This is a genomic window from Oceanibacterium hippocampi, assembly GCF_900172325.1.
Lineage (GTDB): Bacteria > Pseudomonadota > Alphaproteobacteria > Sneathiellales > Sneathiellaceae > Oceanibacterium > Oceanibacterium hippocampi.
On record NZ_FWFR01000001.1, the window covers coordinates 484,974 to 504,082 of the forward strand.

The 19,109-nt window shown below is 67.7% G+C and carries 15 protein-coding genes; 9 read left to right on the forward strand and 6 right to left on the reverse strand.

Going from position 1 to position 19,109, the window contains the following annotated elements; genetic code table 11:
- Positions 1 to 6: 6 nt before the first annotated feature.
- Positions 7 to 2,637: a DNA mismatch repair protein MutS gene (gene mutS, locus OCH7691_RS02265; RefSeq protein WP_085881795.1), complete on the reverse strand. Its 2,631-nt coding sequence runs from the start codon at positions 2,635 to 2,637 to the stop codon at positions 7 to 9.
- A 206-nt stretch (positions 2,638 to 2,843) separates the two neighbouring features.
- On the opposite strand from mutS, the gene OCH7691_RS23720 reads away from it, so the two are divergent.
- The 4 genes from OCH7691_RS23720 to OCH7691_RS02280 are packed head-to-tail and all read left to right on the forward strand — an operon-like array spanning position 2,844 to position 6,784.
- Complete coding sequence (locus tag OCH7691_RS23720) at positions 2,844 to 5,108, forward strand: NADP-dependent malic enzyme (RefSeq protein WP_085881796.1); 2,265 nt, start codon at positions 2,844 to 2,846, stop codon at positions 5,106 to 5,108.
- Between the two features lie 25 nt (positions 5,109 to 5,133).
- Positions 5,134 to 5,979 (forward strand): sigma factor, encoded by an 846-nt coding sequence (locus OCH7691_RS02275; RefSeq protein ID WP_085881797.1) that lies wholly within the window; start codon positions 5,134 to 5,136, stop codon positions 5,977 to 5,979.
- Between the two features lie 36 nt (positions 5,980 to 6,015).
- Positions 6,016 to 6,147 (forward strand): hypothetical protein, encoded by a 132-nt coding sequence (locus OCH7691_RS23725; RefSeq protein ID WP_281251874.1) that lies wholly within the window; start codon positions 6,016 to 6,018, stop codon positions 6,145 to 6,147.
- A gap of 37 nt (positions 6,148 to 6,184) precedes the next feature.
- The gene (locus tag OCH7691_RS02280; protein WP_085881798.1) at positions 6,185 to 6,784 is read left to right on the forward strand and encodes a ferritin-like domain-containing protein; all 600 of its coding nucleotides are present in this window, start codon (positions 6,185 to 6,187) and stop codon (positions 6,782 to 6,784) included.
- A 108-nt stretch (positions 6,785 to 6,892) separates the two neighbouring features.
- Here the strand turns inward: OCH7691_RS02280 and olsB are convergent, their stop codons facing one another.
- The 5 genes from olsB to OCH7691_RS02305 form a co-directional block, all read right to left on the reverse strand.
- Entirely contained in the window at positions 6,893 to 7,762 is an 870-nt protein-coding gene (gene olsB / locus OCH7691_RS02285) for a l-ornithine N(alpha)-acyltransferase (RefSeq protein ID WP_085881799.1), read from the reverse strand.
- A gap of 137 nt (positions 7,763 to 7,899) precedes the next feature.
- Positions 7,900 to 9,330, reverse strand: a complete 1,431-nt coding sequence (locus tag OCH7691_RS02290) for an AmpG family muropeptide MFS transporter (protein ID WP_085881800.1) — start codon at positions 9,328 to 9,330, stop codon at positions 7,900 to 7,902.
- Positions 9,327 to 10,433, reverse strand: a complete 1,107-nt coding sequence (locus OCH7691_RS02295; protein WP_085881801.1) for an alanine dehydrogenase — start codon at positions 10,431 to 10,433, stop codon at positions 9,327 to 9,329. Before OCH7691_RS02295 ends, OCH7691_RS02290 begins: the two co-directional genes overlap by 4 nt.
- Before the next feature lie 31 nt (positions 10,434 to 10,464).
- The gene (locus tag OCH7691_RS02300) at positions 10,465 to 10,920 is read right to left on the reverse strand and encodes a cyclic nucleotide-binding domain-containing protein (protein ID WP_085881802.1); all 456 of its coding nucleotides are present in this window, start codon (positions 10,918 to 10,920) and stop codon (positions 10,465 to 10,467) included.
- A gap of 20 nt (positions 10,921 to 10,940) precedes the next feature.
- Positions 10,941 to 13,595, reverse strand: coding sequence for an ABC transporter transmembrane domain-containing protein (locus tag OCH7691_RS02305; protein WP_085881803.1), 2,655 nt, complete (start codon positions 13,593 to 13,595; stop codon positions 10,941 to 10,943).
- Positions 13,596 to 13,773: 178 nt separating this feature from the next.
- Here OCH7691_RS02305 and OCH7691_RS02310 point away from each other — a divergent pair, with 178 nt between their 5' ends.
- From OCH7691_RS02310 to OCH7691_RS02330, 5 genes are read left to right on the forward strand one after another with little or no spacing between them, the layout of a single operon-like run.
- Positions 13,774 to 14,982 (forward strand): glycosyltransferase family protein, encoded by a 1,209-nt coding sequence (locus OCH7691_RS02310; RefSeq protein WP_085881804.1) that lies wholly within the window; start codon positions 13,774 to 13,776, stop codon positions 14,980 to 14,982.
- Positions 14,983 to 14,984: 2 nt separating this feature from the next.
- Positions 14,985 to 16,238, forward strand: coding sequence for a glycosyltransferase family 4 protein (locus OCH7691_RS02315; RefSeq protein WP_085881805.1), 1,254 nt, complete (start codon positions 14,985 to 14,987; stop codon positions 16,236 to 16,238).
- Between the two features lie 7 nt (positions 16,239 to 16,245).
- A complete protein-coding gene (locus tag OCH7691_RS23730; RefSeq protein WP_085881806.1) occupies positions 16,246 to 17,382 on the forward strand; it encodes a glycosyltransferase family 4 protein in 1,137 nt (378 codons plus the stop codon).
- Positions 17,379 to 17,963, forward strand: coding sequence for a histidine phosphatase family protein (locus OCH7691_RS02325; protein WP_085881807.1), 585 nt, complete (start codon positions 17,379 to 17,381; stop codon positions 17,961 to 17,963). Before OCH7691_RS23730 ends, OCH7691_RS02325 begins: the two co-directional genes overlap by 4 nt.
- Positions 17,956 to 19,107 carry a glycosyltransferase family protein gene (locus tag OCH7691_RS02330; protein WP_139839487.1) on the forward strand — a complete coding sequence of 384 codons (1,152 nt, stop codon included), beginning with the start codon at positions 17,956 to 17,958 and terminating at the stop codon, positions 19,105 to 19,107. Before OCH7691_RS02325 ends, OCH7691_RS02330 begins: the two co-directional genes overlap by 8 nt.
- The last annotated feature ends 2 nt before the right edge of the window (positions 19,108 to 19,109 follow it).

Here is a 19,109-nt window from a genome sequence, read left to right on the forward strand (position 1 = left end):
TCCGCCCTATCGCCCGGCGCGTTCGGCCGCCAGCCGCTTGAGCTCGTAGATCAGGTCGAGCGCCTCGCGCGGCGAGAGGTCGTCCGGCGCGATCGTCGCCAGCCGGTCGTCCAGCGGATCCGGCACGTCCGGCTCCTCCCGCGACCGCCCGTTCTGCCGGAGCATCTCGGCGAACAGCGGCAGATCCTCGGCCAGGCGGGTCGCGGCCGAGGCCTGATCGCCCGATTCGAGCCGCTCCATGACCTCCTGGGCGCGCCCGATCACCGCCGCCGGCAGGCCGGCCAGCTTCGCCACCTGGATGCCGTAGGAACGATCGGCCGCGCCGCCCGTCACCTCATGCAGGAAGATCACCTCGCCCTGCCATTCCTTGATCCGCATGGTGTGGTTTGCCAGCCCGTCGAGCTTTGCGGCGAGTGCCGTCAGCTCGTGGTAATGGGTCGCGAACAGCGCCCGGCAGCGATTGACGTCGTGCAGATGCTCGACCGTCGCCCAGGCGATCGAGAGCCCGTCGAAGGTCGCCGTGCCACGCCCGATCTCGTCCAGGATGACCAGCGACCGCGGCCCCGCCTGGTTCAGGATCGCCGCCGTCTCGACCATTTCGACCATGAAGGTCGAGCGGCCCCGCGCAAGGTCGTCGGAGGCACCGACCCGGCTGAACAGCCGGTCGACGACGCCGATACGGGCGCTCTCCGCCGGCACGTAGGCACCGATCTGCGCGAGAATCGCGATCAGCGCGTTCTGCCGAAGGAAGGTGCTCTTGCCGGCCATGTTCGGGCCGGTCAGCAGCCACAGGCGGCTGTCCCCGTCGAGCCGGCAGTCGTTGGCAACGAAGGGGCCGGCATCGGCCTTGCGGAGCGCCGCCTCGACGACCGGGTGACGGCCTCCCTCGATCGCGAAGCCGGTGCCGTCATCGACTTCCGGTCGGCACCAGTTCTCCGCGACCGCGAGTTCGGCAAGCGCGGCCGCAACGTCGAGCCGCGCGAAGGCAGCCGCGGCGGCGAGGATCGTTGCGCCCGATTCGAGTACCCTGGCCTGCAGCATCTCGAAGCATTCCAGTTCCAGCGCCAGCGCGCGTTCGGCCGCCCGGCCGATCTTGTCCTCCAGCTCACCGAGCGCCACGGTTCCGAAACGAACCGCGTTCGCCATGGTCTGTCGATGGATAAAATCGGCACCGAGCTTGTCCGCGTGGCGCGGCGAGATCTCGACGAAATAGCCGAGCACGTTGTTGTGGCGGACCTTCAGGCCGGCCACCCCGGTCTCCTCGCGGTAGCGTTCCTGGAGCGCCGCGATATGCCGCCGGCTCTGGTCCCGGAGCATGCGGAGCTCGTCGAGTTCCGGCCGGTAACCGGCAGCGACAAAACCGCCGTCGCGGGCCTGCAGCGGCAGCTCGGCGGCGAGCGCCCGGTCCAGCTCATCGACCAGCTCCGCATGAAAGCCGAGCGCGTCGAGGGCGAGGGCGATGCCCTCGGGCGGTCCGCCCAGGCGGTCGTCCATGAAGAGTGTCCGGACCTCGGCCGTGAGTCCCAGCGAATCGCGGATCGCGGCCAGATCGCGCGGGCCGCCGCGGCCAAGCGACAGCCGGCTGAGCGCCCGCTCGAGGTCGGCGCACCGGCGCAGCAGCGCGCGGAGCGCGCCGCGCGGCTCGCTGCCGCCGGTGAAGTACTGGACCATGTCGAGACGCGCGTTGATCGCCGCCGGATCGGTCATCGGACCGGCGAGATCGGCGGCCAGCCGGCGCGCGCCCGGCCCGGTGACGGTCCGATCGATGGTCGCCAGCAGCGAACCGTCGCGGCCACCGGCCAGCGTCTGCACCAGTTCGAGATTGCGCCGGGTTGCCGCATCGATGGAGACCACGGCGGCCGATTCGAGCCGTTCCGGCGGGCGGATCGTCGGCAGGCGGCCTTTCTGGGTCAGCGCGACGTAATCGACCAGCGCCCCGGCGGCGGCCAGCTCGGCCCGGCCGAAGGCGCCAAAGGCGTCGAGCGCGGCCACGCCGAACAGCGATTTCAGGCGGCGGGCGCCGTTGTCGCTGTCGAACCGGACCGACGGCAGCGGCGTTATCGCACCTTCGGCCGCCGCCTCGATGCCGCGCTCGGCAATCTCGCCCATGAGCCGGTCGGCGAGCAGGATCTCACCGGGCGCCAGGCGGGCAAGCTCGGAAGCGATCTCGCGATCGGCGAGCGCCCGGGTCGCGAATTCGCCGGTCGAGATGTCGAGCCAGGCGATCGCCCATTCACCGGCCGCCCGGGCGAGGCTGGCCAGGTAGTTGTGGCGACGGGCGTCGAGCAGATTGTCCTCGGTCAGGGTGCCGGGCGTGACCAGGCGAACGACATCGCGCTGCACGACCGACTTGGCGCCGCGTTTCTTCGCCTCCGCCGGGTCCTCGGTCTGTTCACAGACAGCGACCCGGAAGCCCTTCCGGATCAGCCGCGACAGATACCCGTCTGCCGCATGGACCGGGACGCCGCACATCGGGATATCCTCCCCCGCATGCTTGCCGCGCTTGGTCAGCGCGATGTCGAGGGCCGCCGCGGCGGCGACCGCGTCGTCGAAGAACAGCTCGTAGAAATCGCCCATCCGATAGAACAGGAGGCAATCGGAATGGGCCTCCTTCAGCGCCAGGTACTGGGCCATCATGGGGGTTATTTTCGGCGCGTCGGCCGCCTGATTCGCACGTGCTTTCGGCATGGGGCGGAAGCTAGCATGCGTTTTCCGCCGCTGCATCAATTGTCGGGGCCACACCCGCTCCTCTAAGATGATCGCCCGACGCCGCAAGCCTGTGGTCTCGGGACGCGTACCATCGGGCCGCGAAACAGGTGAATGGTCGAGAGGTCGAAGAGAGAATGAGCGACGACAAGGATCCGGGACTCTACGAGGAAGCGCTCCGCTATCACGCCCAGGGGCATCCCGGAAAGCTGCGGATCATGGCCTCGAAGCCGGTGGCGACACAGCATGACCTGTCGCTCGCCTATTCCCCCGGCGTCGCCGCCCCGTGCCTGGCGATCGCCGAGCGCGAGGAACGGAGCTACGACTATACCGGGCGCGGCAACCGGGTCGCCGTCATCTCGAACGGCACGGCTGTGCTCGGTCTCGGAAATCTCGGCCCGCACGGCGCCAAGCCGGTGATGGAGGGCAAGGCGGTCCTGTTCAAGCGCTTTGCCGATATCGACGCGATCGACCTCGAGATCGACAGCGAGGACGTGGACCAGATCGTCAACGCGATCCGCTACCTCGGCCCGAGCTTCGGCGGCATCAACCTGGAGGATTTCAAGGCCCCGGAATGCTTCATCATCGAGCAGCGCCTGCGCGAACTGATGGATATCCCGGTGTTCCACGACGACCAGCACGGCACGGCGATCATCGCCGCCGCCGGATTCATCAACGCGCTCGACCTGACCGGGCGGCGAATCGAGGACACGAAGCTCGTCGTCAACGGCGCAGGCGCGGCCGCGATCGCCTGCCTCGAACTCCTGAAGGCGATGGGCCTGCCGCACGACAACGCCATCCTCTGCGACACCCGCGGCGTCATCTACAAGGGCCGCGAGGCCGGAATGAACCAGTGGAAATCGGCCCATGCCGCCGACACCCGGGCACGCACCCTGGCCGAGGCGATGAAGGACGCCGACTGTTTCTTCGGGCTGTCCGCGCCGGGAGTCGTCGATCGCGACATGGTCATGTCGATGGGGCCGAAGCCGATCATTTTCGCGATGGCCAATCCGGAGCCGGAGGTCCGGCCGGAAGAGGTGCTGGCCATGCGCGACGACGCGATCATCGCGACCGGGCGTTCCGACTATCCGAACCAGGTCAACAACGTCCTGGGCTTCCCCTACATCTTCCGGGGTGCGCTCGACGTCCGGGCGACGACCATCAACGAGCCCATGAAGATCGCCGCCGCCCGGGCGCTCGCGGAACTCGCCCGCGAGGACGTGCCGGACGAGGTTGCCGCCGCCTACAAGGGCGAGCGGCTCCGCTTCGGGCCGAGCTACATCATCCCGGCGCCGTTCGACCCACGCCTGATCCATTCGATTCCGCCGGCGGTGACCCGCGCGGCCATGGAAAGCGGCGTCGCCCGGATGCCGATCATCGACGAGGAGGGCTACCGGAACGACCTTCGCGCCCGGCTCGACGTTACCGCGGGCACGCTGCAATCGATCTTCGCGCAGGTCCGCAACATGCCCCGCCGGGTCGTCTTCGCCGAGGGCGAGGAGGAAAAGGTGGTGCGCGCGGCGATTGCCTACCAGCGCGCCGGCTACGGCACGCCGGTGCTGATCGGGCGGGAAGCCCCGATCCGCGAGATGATGCGCACCGTGGGTGTCGGCGGCGACATTCCGGTTGAGATCTACAACGCCCGCGAACTGCAGGATCGCGAGCGCTACTACGACTTCGTCTACAGCCGCCTGCAGCGTCAGGGCATGCTCTATCGGGATTGCGTCCGGCTGGTGAACCAGGACCGCAACAGCTTCGCCGCCTGCATGGTCGCGCTCGGCGATGCCGATGCCATGGTGACCGGGGTGACGCGCCGGTTTTCCGCCGCCTTCGAGGAGGTCTCGCGAATCATCGAGCCGGAGCCCGGCCGCCGCGTCTTGGGCGTTTCCACGGTGATTGCCCGGGATCGCACGGTGTTCATGGCCGACACGACGGTCACCATGATGCCCGATGCGGCGGCGATCGCCGACATCGCCGTGCAGGCCGCCGAGTTCGCCCGCCAGATGGGCCATGTTCCGCGGGTCGCGCTGCTCTCCTATTCGACCTTCGGCAACCCGAAGCACGAGACCGGCGACCGGGTTCGCGAGGCGGTCAAGCTGCTCGAGGCGCGCCAGCCCGATTTCGAGTTCGACGGCGAGATGTCGGTCGACGTCGCGCTCAACCCGGAAACCCTCGCGCTCTACCCGTTCTGCGGACTGTCCGAGCCGGCCAACGTGCTGGTCTTTCCGGGCCTCCATTCGGCCAATATCGCGTCGAAGCTGATCGCCGCCATCGGCGGCGCCACCGTGGTCGGACCGTTGCTTCTCGGCCTGCAGAAGCCTGTTCAGATCGCGCCGATCGGGGCAACGGTCTCGGACCTCGTCAATCTCGCGGCGCTCGCCGCGCATGAGGTCGGCCTGTAAGGCCGCCGGCGGGATCCGCGGGACGATGAGCGAGCGACCGCAAGACGACGATACCGCGGCCCTGCTCGATCGCGTCGCCGCGGGCAATGGCGCGGCCTTCGCGGAACTCTACCGGCGCTGGGCGCCCCGCGCCCATGCCGAGGCGTTGCACCACCTGGGCGACGCCGAACGGGCCGAAGCCGCGTTGCAGGAAGGCTTCCTGCGGGTCTGGCACCAGGCCGGGTCGCAGCCCGGTGGCCCGGACCGGGCCTGGCTCATGACCCTGTTCGAGGCGGCGATCGCCAGTTATGGCGACGGGCCGGTCGCCTGCGACTTCACCCGCGAACCGGTGCCGCCACCGGCACGGATCTGGCAGGGCGTTGCGCTGGTCACCAGCGGCAGTCGCGGCGGACGCGACGAGGACGACGGGCGGCGGCGAAGACCGGGCGCCCGCATGTCCGGTCCGACGCCGGCGACCATGCCACCCTTCTGGCGGCGGCCGCGGGTTCTGGCCATGGTCTTCGCCGTGGGCGCGCTGATATTCGTGGCCGGCCGATACGACCGGTCACCGCCGGCCGAGCCCGGCGAGGCGCACTGGTACATTCATGTCGACCTGGCGGAGCATGAGATCACGGTACGTCCCGATCCGGCCCTGAAGGGCACCGGCGACAGCACGCTGATGCTGTGGCTCGACCCGGGCGCGCCCGAGGTCCTCGTCCCGGTCGGCGCGCTCTGGCCGGACCGGGAGACGCATCTGCCGGCCACGCGCGCCGTCGCCCGTTCGCTCGCCAAGGCCAGGCGTTTCGTCATCACCCGCGAGACGGGCACCGCCGAGCTAATCCGGCAGCCCACCGGACCGATCCTGTTCGAGGGGCCACTGCCGCCCGGGTGAGCCTTCCGACGGGCCCGCGCACGCGGGAGCCCGCGGATGCGAAAAAAATCCCGCATGCCGACATCCGCCGGAGATATTTCGGCGTATCATTCATTAGTGTTCGGTGCTGCATCCGACACCCGGCTGTTCGCCGCCGTGCCGGCAACGCCGGCCGCCGCGTCCGACTGACGCGGCTCGCTCGAAAACAAAGGAAGGAACTTCCCCCATGTCCACCAATCAATTCGTTGCCGAAAGGCTGATTGTGCCGGCGCGTCGCGTGTTTATGAGCGATGTCGGGAAGGCCGCGCTCTCGGCGAGCGCCGTGGCAATCCTCGCCGGTTGCGAGAGCATGGCGTCCGGCCAGGCCGACACGTCCGCCTCGGATGCCGAGATTCTCAACGTCGCCCTCGGTCTTGAACATGAGGCGATCGGCGCGTACCAGCTCGGCGCCGAAAGCGGCCTGCTGCAGAAGCCGGTGCTCGACGTCGCGGTGCTGTTCCAGAGCCATCACAAGGCCCATCGCGACGCCCTGATGGGCGCGATCTCGAAACTCGGCGGGGCGCCCGTCGAATCGAAGAGCCTGGACGACTACGCCGCCTCGCTCGGCGCCGCCTCGCTGAAGAGCCAGACAGACGTCCTGATGCTCGCCGCGAAGCTCGAGAAGGGCGCGGCGAATGCCTATCTGGGCGTCATTCCGTCCTTCGGCGATCGAAATATCGCCCAGGTCGCCGGCCGTCTCGCGGCCGACGAAACGATGCACTGGACGGCCCTTGCCGGCGCCCTCGGCCAGCCGCTGCCGCAGAATGCACTGACCTTCGGCGCCTGATCACCAAGGTGATCGACCGCGTTTCCCGGGCGGCTTCGGCCGCCCGGGGTCGTTTTCACGGTCTCTGGAGGGACGGTTATGCGCAGCCGGTGGAGCGGACGCCGGGGCTCAGCCGCGGCGTGAGGCGCGGTCGCCTCGGTCGAAATGGCCGAAATAACGCTCGCCGATACGTTCGACCGGCAACAGCACGAAGACATCCGTGGTCCCGAACTGGTGGTCGACCACCGCACCCTGGCCAATATGGGCGCCGAGCCGGATGTAGCCCTTGACCAGCGGCGGCAGCGCCATGAAGGCCCGACGGGCATTGATCTGGTCCGCCGGCAGCAGGTTCATTTCCTCGTAGCGTTCGGCAACCGCCCGGACCCGCAGATCCTCGGGCGCCAGGTGGTTGTGATGCAGGTAGGAAAGCGGCTGGGCGTGGGCTTTCGGATCGACTCCGGGAAGGCTGGCGCAACCGAACAGCGCGGTGATCGCGTGGGCCTCCATATAGGCCGCGATGCCGCGCCAGAGCAGCTGGATGGTCGCCGTGTTGCGATGATCGCGGCGCACGCAGGAGCGGCCGAGTTCCATCAGGCCCCCCTTGCCCGGCGGGTTGAGCACGGGATGACCAAGCAGCGGCGTCAGGTCGTATTCATCGGCCGAATAGAAACCGTCGTGCTTCTCCGCGACCGCCTGGCGAAGCAGCCGGTAGGTCCCGACCACGTTGTTCGGACCCTTTTCCTCCCGATCGATGACCAGGAGATGATCGCAAAGCGCGTCGAAGGCATCGAAGTCCCGGCGCGCGGCATCCATGGCCGGGGTCGCGAGGGCTGCCATCTCCCGATAGAAGATCTGGTAGCGCAGCGCCTGGCTGCGGGCGATCTCCTCGTCGGAGCGGGCGAGACGAACCTCCAGCCGGCCGTCGACAACCGCGAGCGGAAACGCCTCGGCCCATGGCCTCGGTTCGCGGGTGAGTTCGCTGCGCAACGGAACTTGCATGCTCTTACCGGTGTTTTGCACTAGGTCTCAACCATACCGGTTTTCTTGACGACTGTATGACGCGGCCCGGGGCGGGGAAATATCCACGACCGGGCCGGACATCCGGCGTCTTTCGATCATGGCATCGCGCATCGTCGTCATCGATCCCTCTTGACGAACCCCGCTGACGGATCGCCCTCATCAGCCGATCCCTGTCGTCGTGCCAGCGCCCATAGTAATATCAGACCGGGCACGGCGGCAAAAGCAGTCACGGCAAAAAAGAGAAACCAGCCGAGTTGCTCGGCGAAATAGCCGGCGGTGGACGAGAGCACCGTGCGCCCGACGCCCGAGAGCGCGGAAAGCAGCGCGAACTGGGTCGCTGTATACAGCCGGTTCGTGCAGAGCCCGCTGATATAGGCGACGAAGATCACGGTCCCGAAGCCGCCGGTCAGGTTCTCGACAGCGATCACCGCCACCAGCACGTTCAGATCGGCACCGACGGACGCCTGCCAGCAGAACATCAGGTTCGACGCCATCTGCAGGATGCCGGCAAGCCAGAGCGCCTGCAGCGTGCCGAGGCGCCGGTAGAGATAGCCCCCGGCATAGCCGCCGATCAGCGTCGCCGCGAACCCGAACAGCTTCACGACCCGGCCGTAGTCGGTCTTGTCGAAGCCGATATCGAGCACGAATGTGCTGGTCATCGTCCCCGCGAAGGCGTCGCCGAACTTGAACAGCGTGATGAACAGCAGGATCAGCAGCCAGGAATCCCGCGCCGCGAAATCGCGGAACGGATCGAACACCGCCTGCCGGAAGCGTTCGCCGAGCGTCAGCGTCCCGGCCGTTGCTTCCGGCCCGGCCGGCTCGTCCGTGGCGAGCGTCGTCATCACGCCGATCAGCAGGCAGCCGGCCATTACCGCATAGCCGACGAACCAGGCCGAATTGAGCGCGAAGCCGTTCGCCTGCAGGATCGAGACGAGTTCGTACATGCCGGCGGTGCCGACGAGCAGCGCAATCCGGTAGGCGGCGACGTAATGGGCCATCGCGCCGGCCTGGTTCGCCGCCTCCAGCTTCTCGATCCGGAAGGCATCGATCACCAGGTCCTGGGTCGCCGAGAAGAAGGTGACGACAAGGGCGATCAGGGCGACGAGGAAAAGATCGTCCGCCGGATCAGCGGCACCAAGCATCAGAACGCTGCCGATCAGCGCCGCCTGGCTGGTCAGAAGCCAGCTTCTCCGGCGGCCCAGTCGGCGATGCAGGAACGGGATGTGGATGGCGTCGATAAGCGGCGCCCAGAGGAATTTCAGGACGTAGGGCAGGCCGAGCAAGGCGAACAGGCCGATCGTGACCTTGCTCTGGCCGCTCTCGAAGAGCCAGACCGACAGCGTCTGTCCGGTCAGCGCAAGCGGCAGGCCGGAGGCAAAGCCAAGCAGCAGCACGGCAACGACGCGCGGGTCGCGATAGAGCGCGATCGCGCCGGCAAGGCCGGCAGGACCCTCGTCCGCCGGACGGGCGGGCGTCCGGGCGGGGTCGGAAACGGCCCGGTCGGGTGGCGGATTGTCGGGTCCTCGCGGGCGATCCTTCTCGCTCACGCCGCCTCGATTCCGAGGAAGCGGTCGACCGGCACATGATCGCGCTTCTGGATCCGCGCCGTCTCGGCGTGGGTGAGCGTGCCGTCGGCGCAGGTCAGGCCGCGGCGCAGCCAGGGATCGTGCCGGCAGGCCTCGAGCGCGCCTTCGCCGGCGACATGACGGATATGGGGCAGGATCGCCCGGGCATAGCCGGCCGATGCCGCGACCGGCACCGCGCCGGGAATGTTGTCGACGCAGAAATGCCGGATTCCCTCCTCGAGATAGACCGGGTCGCGCCAGCTTGTCGGGCGACTGGTCTCGATCGCGCCGGCCTCGTCGCAGGAGATGTCGATGATCGCGGCACCCGGTTTCATCCGGCCGAGATCGGCCCGGTTCACCAGATGGTCGTTGCGATGCTTCGGCCAGAGGACGCAGTTGATGACCAGATCCAGCCGGTCGAGAAGGCCCGACAGAATGTCGATATCGCCGCTGCGGAAGCGTCGGCCGGACCAGTCGAGTTCCGCCCGGCCCCGGGCGCCCCTGTCGATATCCAGCCCGATGACGTCGACGTCGAAGGCGAGCAGAGTGCGCAGTGCGCCGCGTCCGACATTGCCGAGCCCGACGACCGCGGCCTCGATCGGCGGAGCGCCGAAATGGGTGAACAGATGGCGGCCCGTCCCGCCGTTCGGGGCGAAGACGAGGCGCAGCCCCTCGAATGCGCCGATCTCGCCGGCCAGCGCGCAGTTCGGCGAGCCGTAGCGATGGGTATCCTCGAGCGCGATCGCGGTCAGGCCGACCTCGAGGAACCTGTCGACCTCGTTCCGGTTGAGCGCTCCGTGGATGTTCGTCATGACGATATGGTCGGGACGGAGGGCGCCATATTCCTGCGGCAGCACCTCCTTGACCTTGGCGATCAGCCGGGCGCTTTGGTAGACCGCCGTGCCGTCATCCAGCAGCGTGGCGCCGGCCGCGGCATAGTCCGCATCGGTCACCCCGCTCAGGATCCCGGCACCGCGCTCGACGAAGACCTCGTGGCCGTCGTCCGCCAATTCACGGACCTCGCCGGCCAGCAGCGCGACCCGGCCTTCCTGCGGCTTGATCTCGCGCGGCACACCGATACGCATGGCTGTCACCCTGTGAAGCGGAAGCGGCGCCTCAGCCCTGGCCCTGCTGGCGCGCCTTCTGGAGGTCGGCCGTGGTCTTGACCACGCGTTCGGCAAGAACGCGCATCATCTCCACCGCCATCTGCGGGAATTCGTTGACCAGCCGGAAGAACAGATCCTTGGAGATCCGCAGGGTCGTCAGCTCGCTCTGCGCGGTGATCGTCGCCGTCCTCGGCACATCGATCAGGACCGCGATCTCGCCGACCACGTCGTTCTTGCCCATATGGGCAACCGTCAGCGGCCCGGACGGGGTGTCTACGATGACATCGGCGGTGCCGTCCATAATGACATAGGCGGCATCGCCCACATCGCCCTGTCGACACACCGTCTCGCCGGCACGGAAGGTCAGCCGCTCGGAAGTGAACGCGAGTAGCTTGAGCTTCGACGGCTCGATATTCGCGAACAGCGGGATGTTCCGCAGCAGTTCGACTTCCTCGTTCAGGCTCACGTGTTCTCCTCCCGTCGACGCTAGCTCGCCGCGATCAACTGCCTGTAGGCGCTGCCGTCCCTGTCGAGATCCTGGAAAGGACCCTGCTCGACGATCCGGCCGCCCTGCAGGACGACAACATGGTCAAAGGCCTTGGCGTCCTTCGGCCGGTGCAGCGACCAGACGACGCTGCGCCCTTTGAATTCCTCGAGCACCGACGCCATTATCTTCTGCTGCGTCGCGCTGTCCAGCGCCGCGGTCGCCTCGGAGATGATCAGGAGATCCGGCCGCTTGATGATCGCCCTCGCCAGGGCCAGCTTCTGGCGCTGGCCGACATTCAGGCGCGTGCCGGCAATGCCCACCTCGAAGCCGAGCCCGACGCTGGTGATGGTGTCGTACAGGTCGAGTTCGGCAACGACCTCGCCGACCAGCGCGCCGATCTTGTCGGAGGCCTGCGCCTGGCCGTAGGCGATGCGGCCGAACAGGATATTGTCCTGGATGTTCGAGGCGGCGTTGTAGCTGTCGACGTCGAAGAAGGCGACCTTGCCCTTCAGGTCGTCGGGCAGCTTCTCTGCGAAGATCTTCCGCGCCGTTACGATGCTGGCCATCGTCTCGTCGCTGATCACGCCGAGCCGGTGCCGGGCCTGGATCAGCTTGAAGGGAAGCGACAGCAGGCGGGTCCGTTCCTCGGGCTTCAGATCGTCGAGCCGGTCCCGTTTCACCCGCGTCACCAGCGACTGGAAATCCTCCAGGTCGTCGGCGGCGATGAAGCTGTATTGCTGGAAGAACTCGTGATCGGGCGGGAGATCGGCGAACAGTTCGACCATCAGGGTGGCGACTTCGTAGCCGTTCTCGAGAAGGGTCCGGGTCAGGCCGGCTTCCTCGAGCACTTCCAGCACGTAGGGATTCTCGGCCAGCCGGTTGATGTCGAACGTCTCGTCGGTCGGCGTGCCGAACATCAGGTTCTCGGCCAGCGTGGCGTTGCTGTTGTAACGCTCGACATCGAACGGCTCGATCATGCCGGCGTAGCTCTCGTTCGAGGCGACGTGGCGGGCAAAGCTTTCGCGCGCCTTAAGGATCGCTTCCGCCCAGTCGGGATGGGCGACCGGATCGATCGTGCTGCGCAGGCCGAACTGGTAGACGTCCTGATCCAGGCTGACGATGGCGAGCGCCTGCAGCCCGCGGGCAACGAGCGAGGAATAATCGGTCGCGCCGGCGGCCGCGTAATCGGTCCAGTCGGACGTGATGTCGTCGGGCGAATTGCCCGAACGGATCGCCTCCTGCACGTAGCGCTTGTGCGCCTGCTCCATCGTCTCGTCGCGCTCGGGCTCGCCCAGCGGCAGATGACGCAGGCTGTAGAACAGGTTATCGCCGAGCGTCGTATTGAAGATGAAACCGCTCGGGCCGACGTAGGAAATCCGGCGGCCCGTCATTGCGGAGTCCGCGTTCGCAAGGTCGATGTCGCCGATCCGGATCGAGCCGCTGTCGGGCTGCCGCAGCCGGGCGAGCGCGAGCGCCAGTTCCTCGCGGCCCGAACCGCTCGGCCCGACGAGCGCCACAAACGACGGCAGCTTGAGCTGCAGGCTGACGCCTTCGATGAACGGATTGTCCTGCTCGTCGACCATGCCGAGATTGGAGACGACGATCTGCTCGCTGAGCGGCGGCACCTCGGTGACATGCGGCACATCGAAGCCGTCTTCCGCGATCCCGCTCGGGGAGAACTGCTCGATCACCTGCTCGTACTTGATGCGGGCGTCTTCCTTCTGCTGGTAGTAGGTCAGCAGTTCCTTCCACGGCGCCGCCATGTCCTTGTGGGCGGCGATCGCGGCAACCAGCGTGCCGATCTCGAGTGATCCGGTGATCACCAGGTAGCCGCCGATCGAGTAGAAGAAGAACGGCCCGAGTTGCTGGATGAAATTGTTCAGGAACTTGATGACGAACTTCTTCTGGTAGATGTCGAAACGGACGAAGAAGATGCTCGACATGCGGTGCGAGAAGTCCGACAGCATCAGCGCCGAGGTGTCGTGCGCATGCACTTCCTGCACGCCCTGGACGGTCTCGCCGATGCGGTCCGAGAGCCGGCGAACCAGGCGGACGCGTTCCTTGCCGAGCAGGTTCACCTGGCGCTGCAGACGCGGGATCAGGAAGGCCTGCAGCGGGTAGAGCGCGACCGCCGCGGCCGCCATCACCGGATCCTGGACGAGCAGGAAGCCGAGGATCACGAGCAGCGTGCCGCCCTGGAAGGCGGGCAGCGAGAAGGCGTCGCCGATGAAGCCGCCGAGCGTCTCGACCTCCTGGGTGATCATCGGGATGATCTCGCCCTGGCTCATCTTGCGGAAGGTCGGCAGCGGGAAGCGCAGGAGGCGGAAATAGAGCTGGAACCGGAGGCGGCGCAGCATGCGTTCGCCGGTCAGGCCGCGATAGACGTTGATGACATATTTGAAAGCCTGGTTGATGACCACCAGGACGAGGAAAAGCCCGCAGAGCGCCAGCAGATACTGGATCTGTGTCAGCTCGATGCCGAAGATATCCGTCGGATACTCGATGCCCTTCGCCGAAATCCCCTTATTGATGATGATCTTCGGGACTTCGTAGAGCGCGTAAAGAAAGGGAAACGACAACCCGGCCATGATCGTCAATATGATCTGCTGCCGCAGGCTGTAGCGGATGATAAAACGGTAGATTGTCGATTCCATATAAGGGCCTTGGTTTCGTGGCCTGACGCCGATTCTTTCCCTCGGCGAAGAACATATATTAGCGGCTTCGGGCCGTAAACGTTTCAAATCCAATCAAAAACACGCTTTCGGCTGAGGCGGTCGCCGTGTAATAGTGCGGCCTTCATATCAGGGGCCTTTCGAGACTGAAGGGGACATAATGGGATCGCGGATCCTGATATACAGTCACGACTCGTTCGGTCTCGGCCACCTGCGCCGTTGCCTGACGATTGCGCATTCGCTTGTCGATAATCACGAGGATCTTTCGATCCTGATCCTTTCCGGATCACCGATCATAGGCAGTTTCGATTTCCGCAATCGCGTCGACTTCGTGCGCGTTCCGGGCGTGATCAAGCTCCGCGACGGGGAATATACCTCGCTGAGCCTGGCCATCCATTTCGAGGAAACGCTCGCGCTTCGCGCCTCGATCATCAAGCACACGGCCGAGGTATTCGACCCGAACATCTTCATCGTCGACAAGGAGCCTCTCGGCCTGCGCGGCGAGGTCGGCGAGACCCTCGAGCTGCTGAAGGGCCGCGGTACCCGCCTGGTGCTCGGCCTGCGCGACGTGCTCGACGAACCGCGCCTGCTGGCCCCGGAATGGGAGCGCAAGAACGTCCTGCCGTCGCTCTGCAACCTGTATGACGAAATCTGGGTCTACGGCCTGCGCGAGATCTGCAATCCGCTCGAGGGCATCGGCATGCCGGCCTCGGTGCAGGAGAAGATGGTCTTCACCGGCTACCTGCCGCGCAAGGTCAGGGGCGCGATCAACGAGCCCCTGCCGGCCATCGTCGAGCGCCCCTATCTCCTGGTCACGACCGGCGGCGGCGGCGATGGCGAAGGCCTGATCGAATGGGTGCTGCGCGCCTACGAGACAGATCCGCTGCTGCCCTATCCGGCGCTGCTCGTGCTCGGACCGTTCATGCAGGCCGACCGCCAGGTCGAGTTCCTGAACCGCGTCCAGCGCCTGAAGCGGGTCGAGGCGATTACCTTCAACGCCCACCTGGAAAGCATCAGCGCGAAGGCCGCCGCGATCGTCTGCATGGGCGGTTACAACACCTTCTGCGAAGTTCTGTCGCTCAACAAGCGGGCGCTCATCATCCCCCGCACCGAGCCGCGGATGGAGCAGTTCATCCGCGCCAGCCGAGCCGAGAAGCTCGGCCTCGTCCGCATGCTGGCGGAAGACAAGAATTATCCGCCGGAGGTGATGGCCGAGGCGCTCCGCGCCTTGCCGAGCCAGCGCCAGCCGATGGACGTCGTGATTCCGGGCCTGCTCGAGGGGCTGGTCAACGTCAACCGACTGGCCACACCCTGGCTCGGCCAGCGCAATTCGGAGGCGGCAGAGTCCAGGGCGGCGGCCGGCGCCTGAACATGACCGCGGCCGTGTCCGCCGTTGCCTTTATCCTGAAGGGCTACCCACGGCTCTCGGAAACCTTCATCGCCCAGGAAATTCACGCCCTCGAAAGGCTCGGGCTCGATATCCGCATCGTCTCGCTACGCCATCCGACGGACAAGGCGCGGCACCCGGTGCATGGCGAGATCCGGGCCCAGGTCGGCTATTTGCCGGAATATCTGCATCACGAACCGTTACGCGTCCTGGGCGCGCTCGCCCGGGTCTGGCGGCGTCCCCGCTTCGCCGACGCCCTTGCCGCCTGGTGGCGCGACCTGAAACGCGATCCGACGCGCAACCGCGTCCGCCGCTTCGGCCAGGCGCTGGTCCTGGCGGCCGAGCTCGACCCCTCGGTCGGGCGCCTGCATGCACATTTCCTGCATACCCCAGCATCGGTCGCCCGCTACGCCAGCCTGCTGAGCGGCCTGCCGTGGAGCTGCTCGGCCCATGCCAAGGACATCTGGACAAGCCCGGCCTGGGAGATTCGCGAAAAACTGGCGGAACTCGACTGGCTGGTCACCTGCACGGCGGCGAACGCCGACTTCCTCGCGGCGCTGGCGCCCGGCCCGGATTTGGTCCAGCTGGTCTACCACGGTCTCGATCTCGACCGCTTTCCGGCGCCCGAGCGATCGCCCGAGAGTACCGGACAAGGCGGGCCCCTGCGCCTGCTGACGGTCGCGCGCGCGGTCGAGAAAAAGGGCCTCGACGACCTGCTGAAGGCGCTGGCGATGCTGCCGCCCTCGCTCGACTGGCGTTGGGAGCATATCGGTGGCGGCCCGGACCTGCCGCGCCTGAAGTCGTGGGCCGCCGAGGCCGGCCTCAGCCCCCGCATAAGCTGGCGCGGCGCTGCCCCGCAGGCGGCGGTGATCGCCGCCTGTCGCGACGCGGACCTGTTCGTGCTGCCGAGCCGGATCGCCGCCGATGGCGACCGTGACGGCCTGCCCAATGTCCTGATGGAGGCCCAGTCGCAGCGTCTCGCCTGTGTCGCCACGGCGGTATCCGCGATCCCCGAGTTGATCAAGGACAGCGAGACCGGGCTCCTGGTCGCCCCGGACGATCCGGCGGCGCTGGCCGCCGCGATCGAGCGCGCGGGCCGTGACCCGGACCTGCGCGACCGCCTCGCCGAGCGGGCGCTCGCCAACCTGCGGGAGAATTTCGCCCTGGCGCCCTGCCTCGCACCGCTGGCGGCCCGATTCGGCCTCGTCGCGGCGCCGGCCGCACGCGCCAACGGCTGAGCCTGCCATGCGGATCGCCTTCTACTCGCCGCTGAAATCGCCGGACCATCCGAACCCGTCGGGCGACCGTCGCATGGCCCGGGCGCTGATGGCGGCGCTCCGCGCCATCGGCCACGAGGTAACCCTGGCCAGCGAGTTCCGGAGCCTCGAGCCTGTCGGCGATGCCGACCGGCAGGCGGCCGTCCGCCTCGAGGGCGAAGCGATCGCAGCGCGTCTGATCGCCGGCTGGACGGCCGCGCCGGCCCGAGCCCCGGCGCTCTGGTTCACCTACCATCTCTATTACAAGGCGCCCGACTGGATCGGCCCGCGGGTCGCAGCCGCGCTCGGCATTCCCTATGTGGTTGCCGAGGCAAGCCACGCGCCGAAGCGGGCCCGCGGCCCTTGGGACCTGGGTCACCGCGCGGCCGAGGCGGCAATCTCGGGCGCCGCCGCGATCTTCGCCCTGACCCGTCACGACATGGCCTGCCTGCGCCCGGTGGTCAGCCGGCCCGACCGCCTGCATTACCTGCCGCCCTGGCTCGACGCCGGTCCCTACCGCGCCGCCGCCCGCGCCCGGCCGGAACATCGGCGGGCACTGGCCGCGTCCCTCGACCTCGATCCCGCGCTGCCCTGGCTGCTCGCCGTCGGCATGATGCGACCGGGCGACAAGGCGGCCTCCTACCACCTGCTCGCCGAGGCGCTCGAACGGCTCGGCACCCGCGGCTGGCAGGCGATCATGGTGGGCGACGGCCGGGCGGCGGACGAGATCCGCGCCCGTTTCGCACCGGTCGCCGGGCAGATTCGCTGGGCGGGCCAGATCGACACGGCGGCCCTGCCGGCAATCTACGCCACCTGCGACCTCTATGTCTGGCCGGCGGTCAACGAGGCCTTCGGCATGGCCTTCCTGGAAGCGCAGGCAGCCGGCCTGCCCGTCGTGTCGGTGGCAACCCGGGGCGTCCCGGACGTGGTCGCCGACGGACGGACCGGCCTGCTCGTCCCGGCGGACGATCCGGCCGCCTTCGCCGCCGCGATGCGCGCCCTGATCGACGACAAGACCCGCCGCCAGGACCTCGGGACAGCCGCGTCCCGCTTCGTCGCCGGGGAACGCGCGCCCGCCGGCGCCGAAGCGCTGCTGGCCGCCGTCATCAACGGGCTCCGGCCATGATCCGGCTCGCCCTTCTCCGGCATGGCCCGACCGCGTGGAATGCGACGAAGCGGCTGCAAGGGCGAAGCGACCAGCCGCTGTCGGAAGCCGGGCGCGCCACCTTTGCCGGCAGGCGCCTGCCCGCCCGCTTCGCCGACTATGCGCTGGTTACAAGCCCGCTCCTGCGCGCCCGGGAAACCGCTTCCCTCGTCGGGCATGGCCCGGCACAAATCGAGCCGGCACTGATCGAGATGGATTTCGGCGCCTGGGAGGGGTGCACGATCGCGGAATTGCGCGAACGATACGGTGACGCAATGAAAGTGAACGAGGATCGCGGCCTCGACATGCAGCCGCCCGGCGGTGAATCGCCCCGCGCCGTGCAGCGCCGCCTCGACGTCTGGCTCGCCGGTCTGCAACGGGATACCGTCGCGGTCACCCACAAGGGCGTCATCCGGGCGCTGTTGGCAGCCGCGCTCGGCTGGGATATGACGGGCAGGCAGCCGGTCAGGCTGGACTGGTCGGCGCTCCATCTTTTCGCCTGTTCGGGCGGCCGGACGGACCTCGTCGAAGCCAACATTCCGCTGGAGGCGATCGGTGACTGAGGGCGTGTTCTTCTACGTGCAGCATCTGCTCGGAATCGGGCATCTGCGGCGCGCCGCGACCATCGGCCGGGCCCTCGCCGAGGCCGGTCTCGACGTCGAGGTGGTCTCGGGCGGCCATCCCCTGCCCGGCCTTGATCTCGGTCCGGGCCGCCTGGTGCAACTCCCGCCGACGCGCGCGACCGACCTCTATTTCAAGGTCCTGGTCGACGAGAACGATCAACCGATCGACGACGCCTGGAAGGCGCGCCGCGCGAACGCCCTGATGGAGGCATGGCGGGCCAGCCAGCCGACATTGCTGCTGTTCGAGCTGTTCCCCTTCGGGCGCCGTCAGATGCGCTTCGAGATCCTGCCGCTGCTGGAGGCAGCGAAGGCCTCGGCGCGCCCGCCGGTCATCGTCTGCTCGGTGCGCGATATCCTTGTCGCCCAGAACAAGCCGGAGCGAAACGACGAGATGCTCGACCTGATCGAGCGATATTTCGATCACGTCCTCGTCCATGGCGATCCGGCGCTGATCCCCTTCGACGCGACCTTCCCGCCGGCCCACAAGATCGCCGACAAGATCCGCTATACCGGCTACGTGGTCGATCGCTCCGGCAGCCGGGGCGGCCCGGACAGTCCCGGCCACGACGAGGTGATCGTGAGTTGCGGCGGCGGCGCGGTCGGTCTCAACCTGCTCCGGACGGCAATCGCCGCACGCCCACTGACCGAAGCCGCCGGAAGGCGCTGGCGGGTGCTGGTCGGGGTGACCGTGCCCGAGGACGAGTTTCGCGCCCTCGCGGCGAGCGCGGGCGACGGCGTGATCGTCGAGCGCGCCCGGCCCGACTTCCCGACGCTGCTGATGAACTGCGCACTCTCGATCAGCCAGGGCGGCTACAACACCGTCATGGAAGTGCTTCATGCCGGATGCCGGGCCGTGGTGGTGCCCTACGCGGGTGGCCTCGAGACCGAACAGACGCTCCGCGCACGGCTGCTCGGCGAACGCGGCGCGCTGACCACGCTTGCCGAGACCGAGCTCGATCCCGGCCGACTCGCCGCTACCGTCGACACCGCCCTTGCCGGGCCGCCGGCACGCTCGGCGGTCGCCACCAACGGCCTCGAGGAGACCGTCCGCCTGATCGAGGGCTGGACGCGGTCGAGCGGCTGATC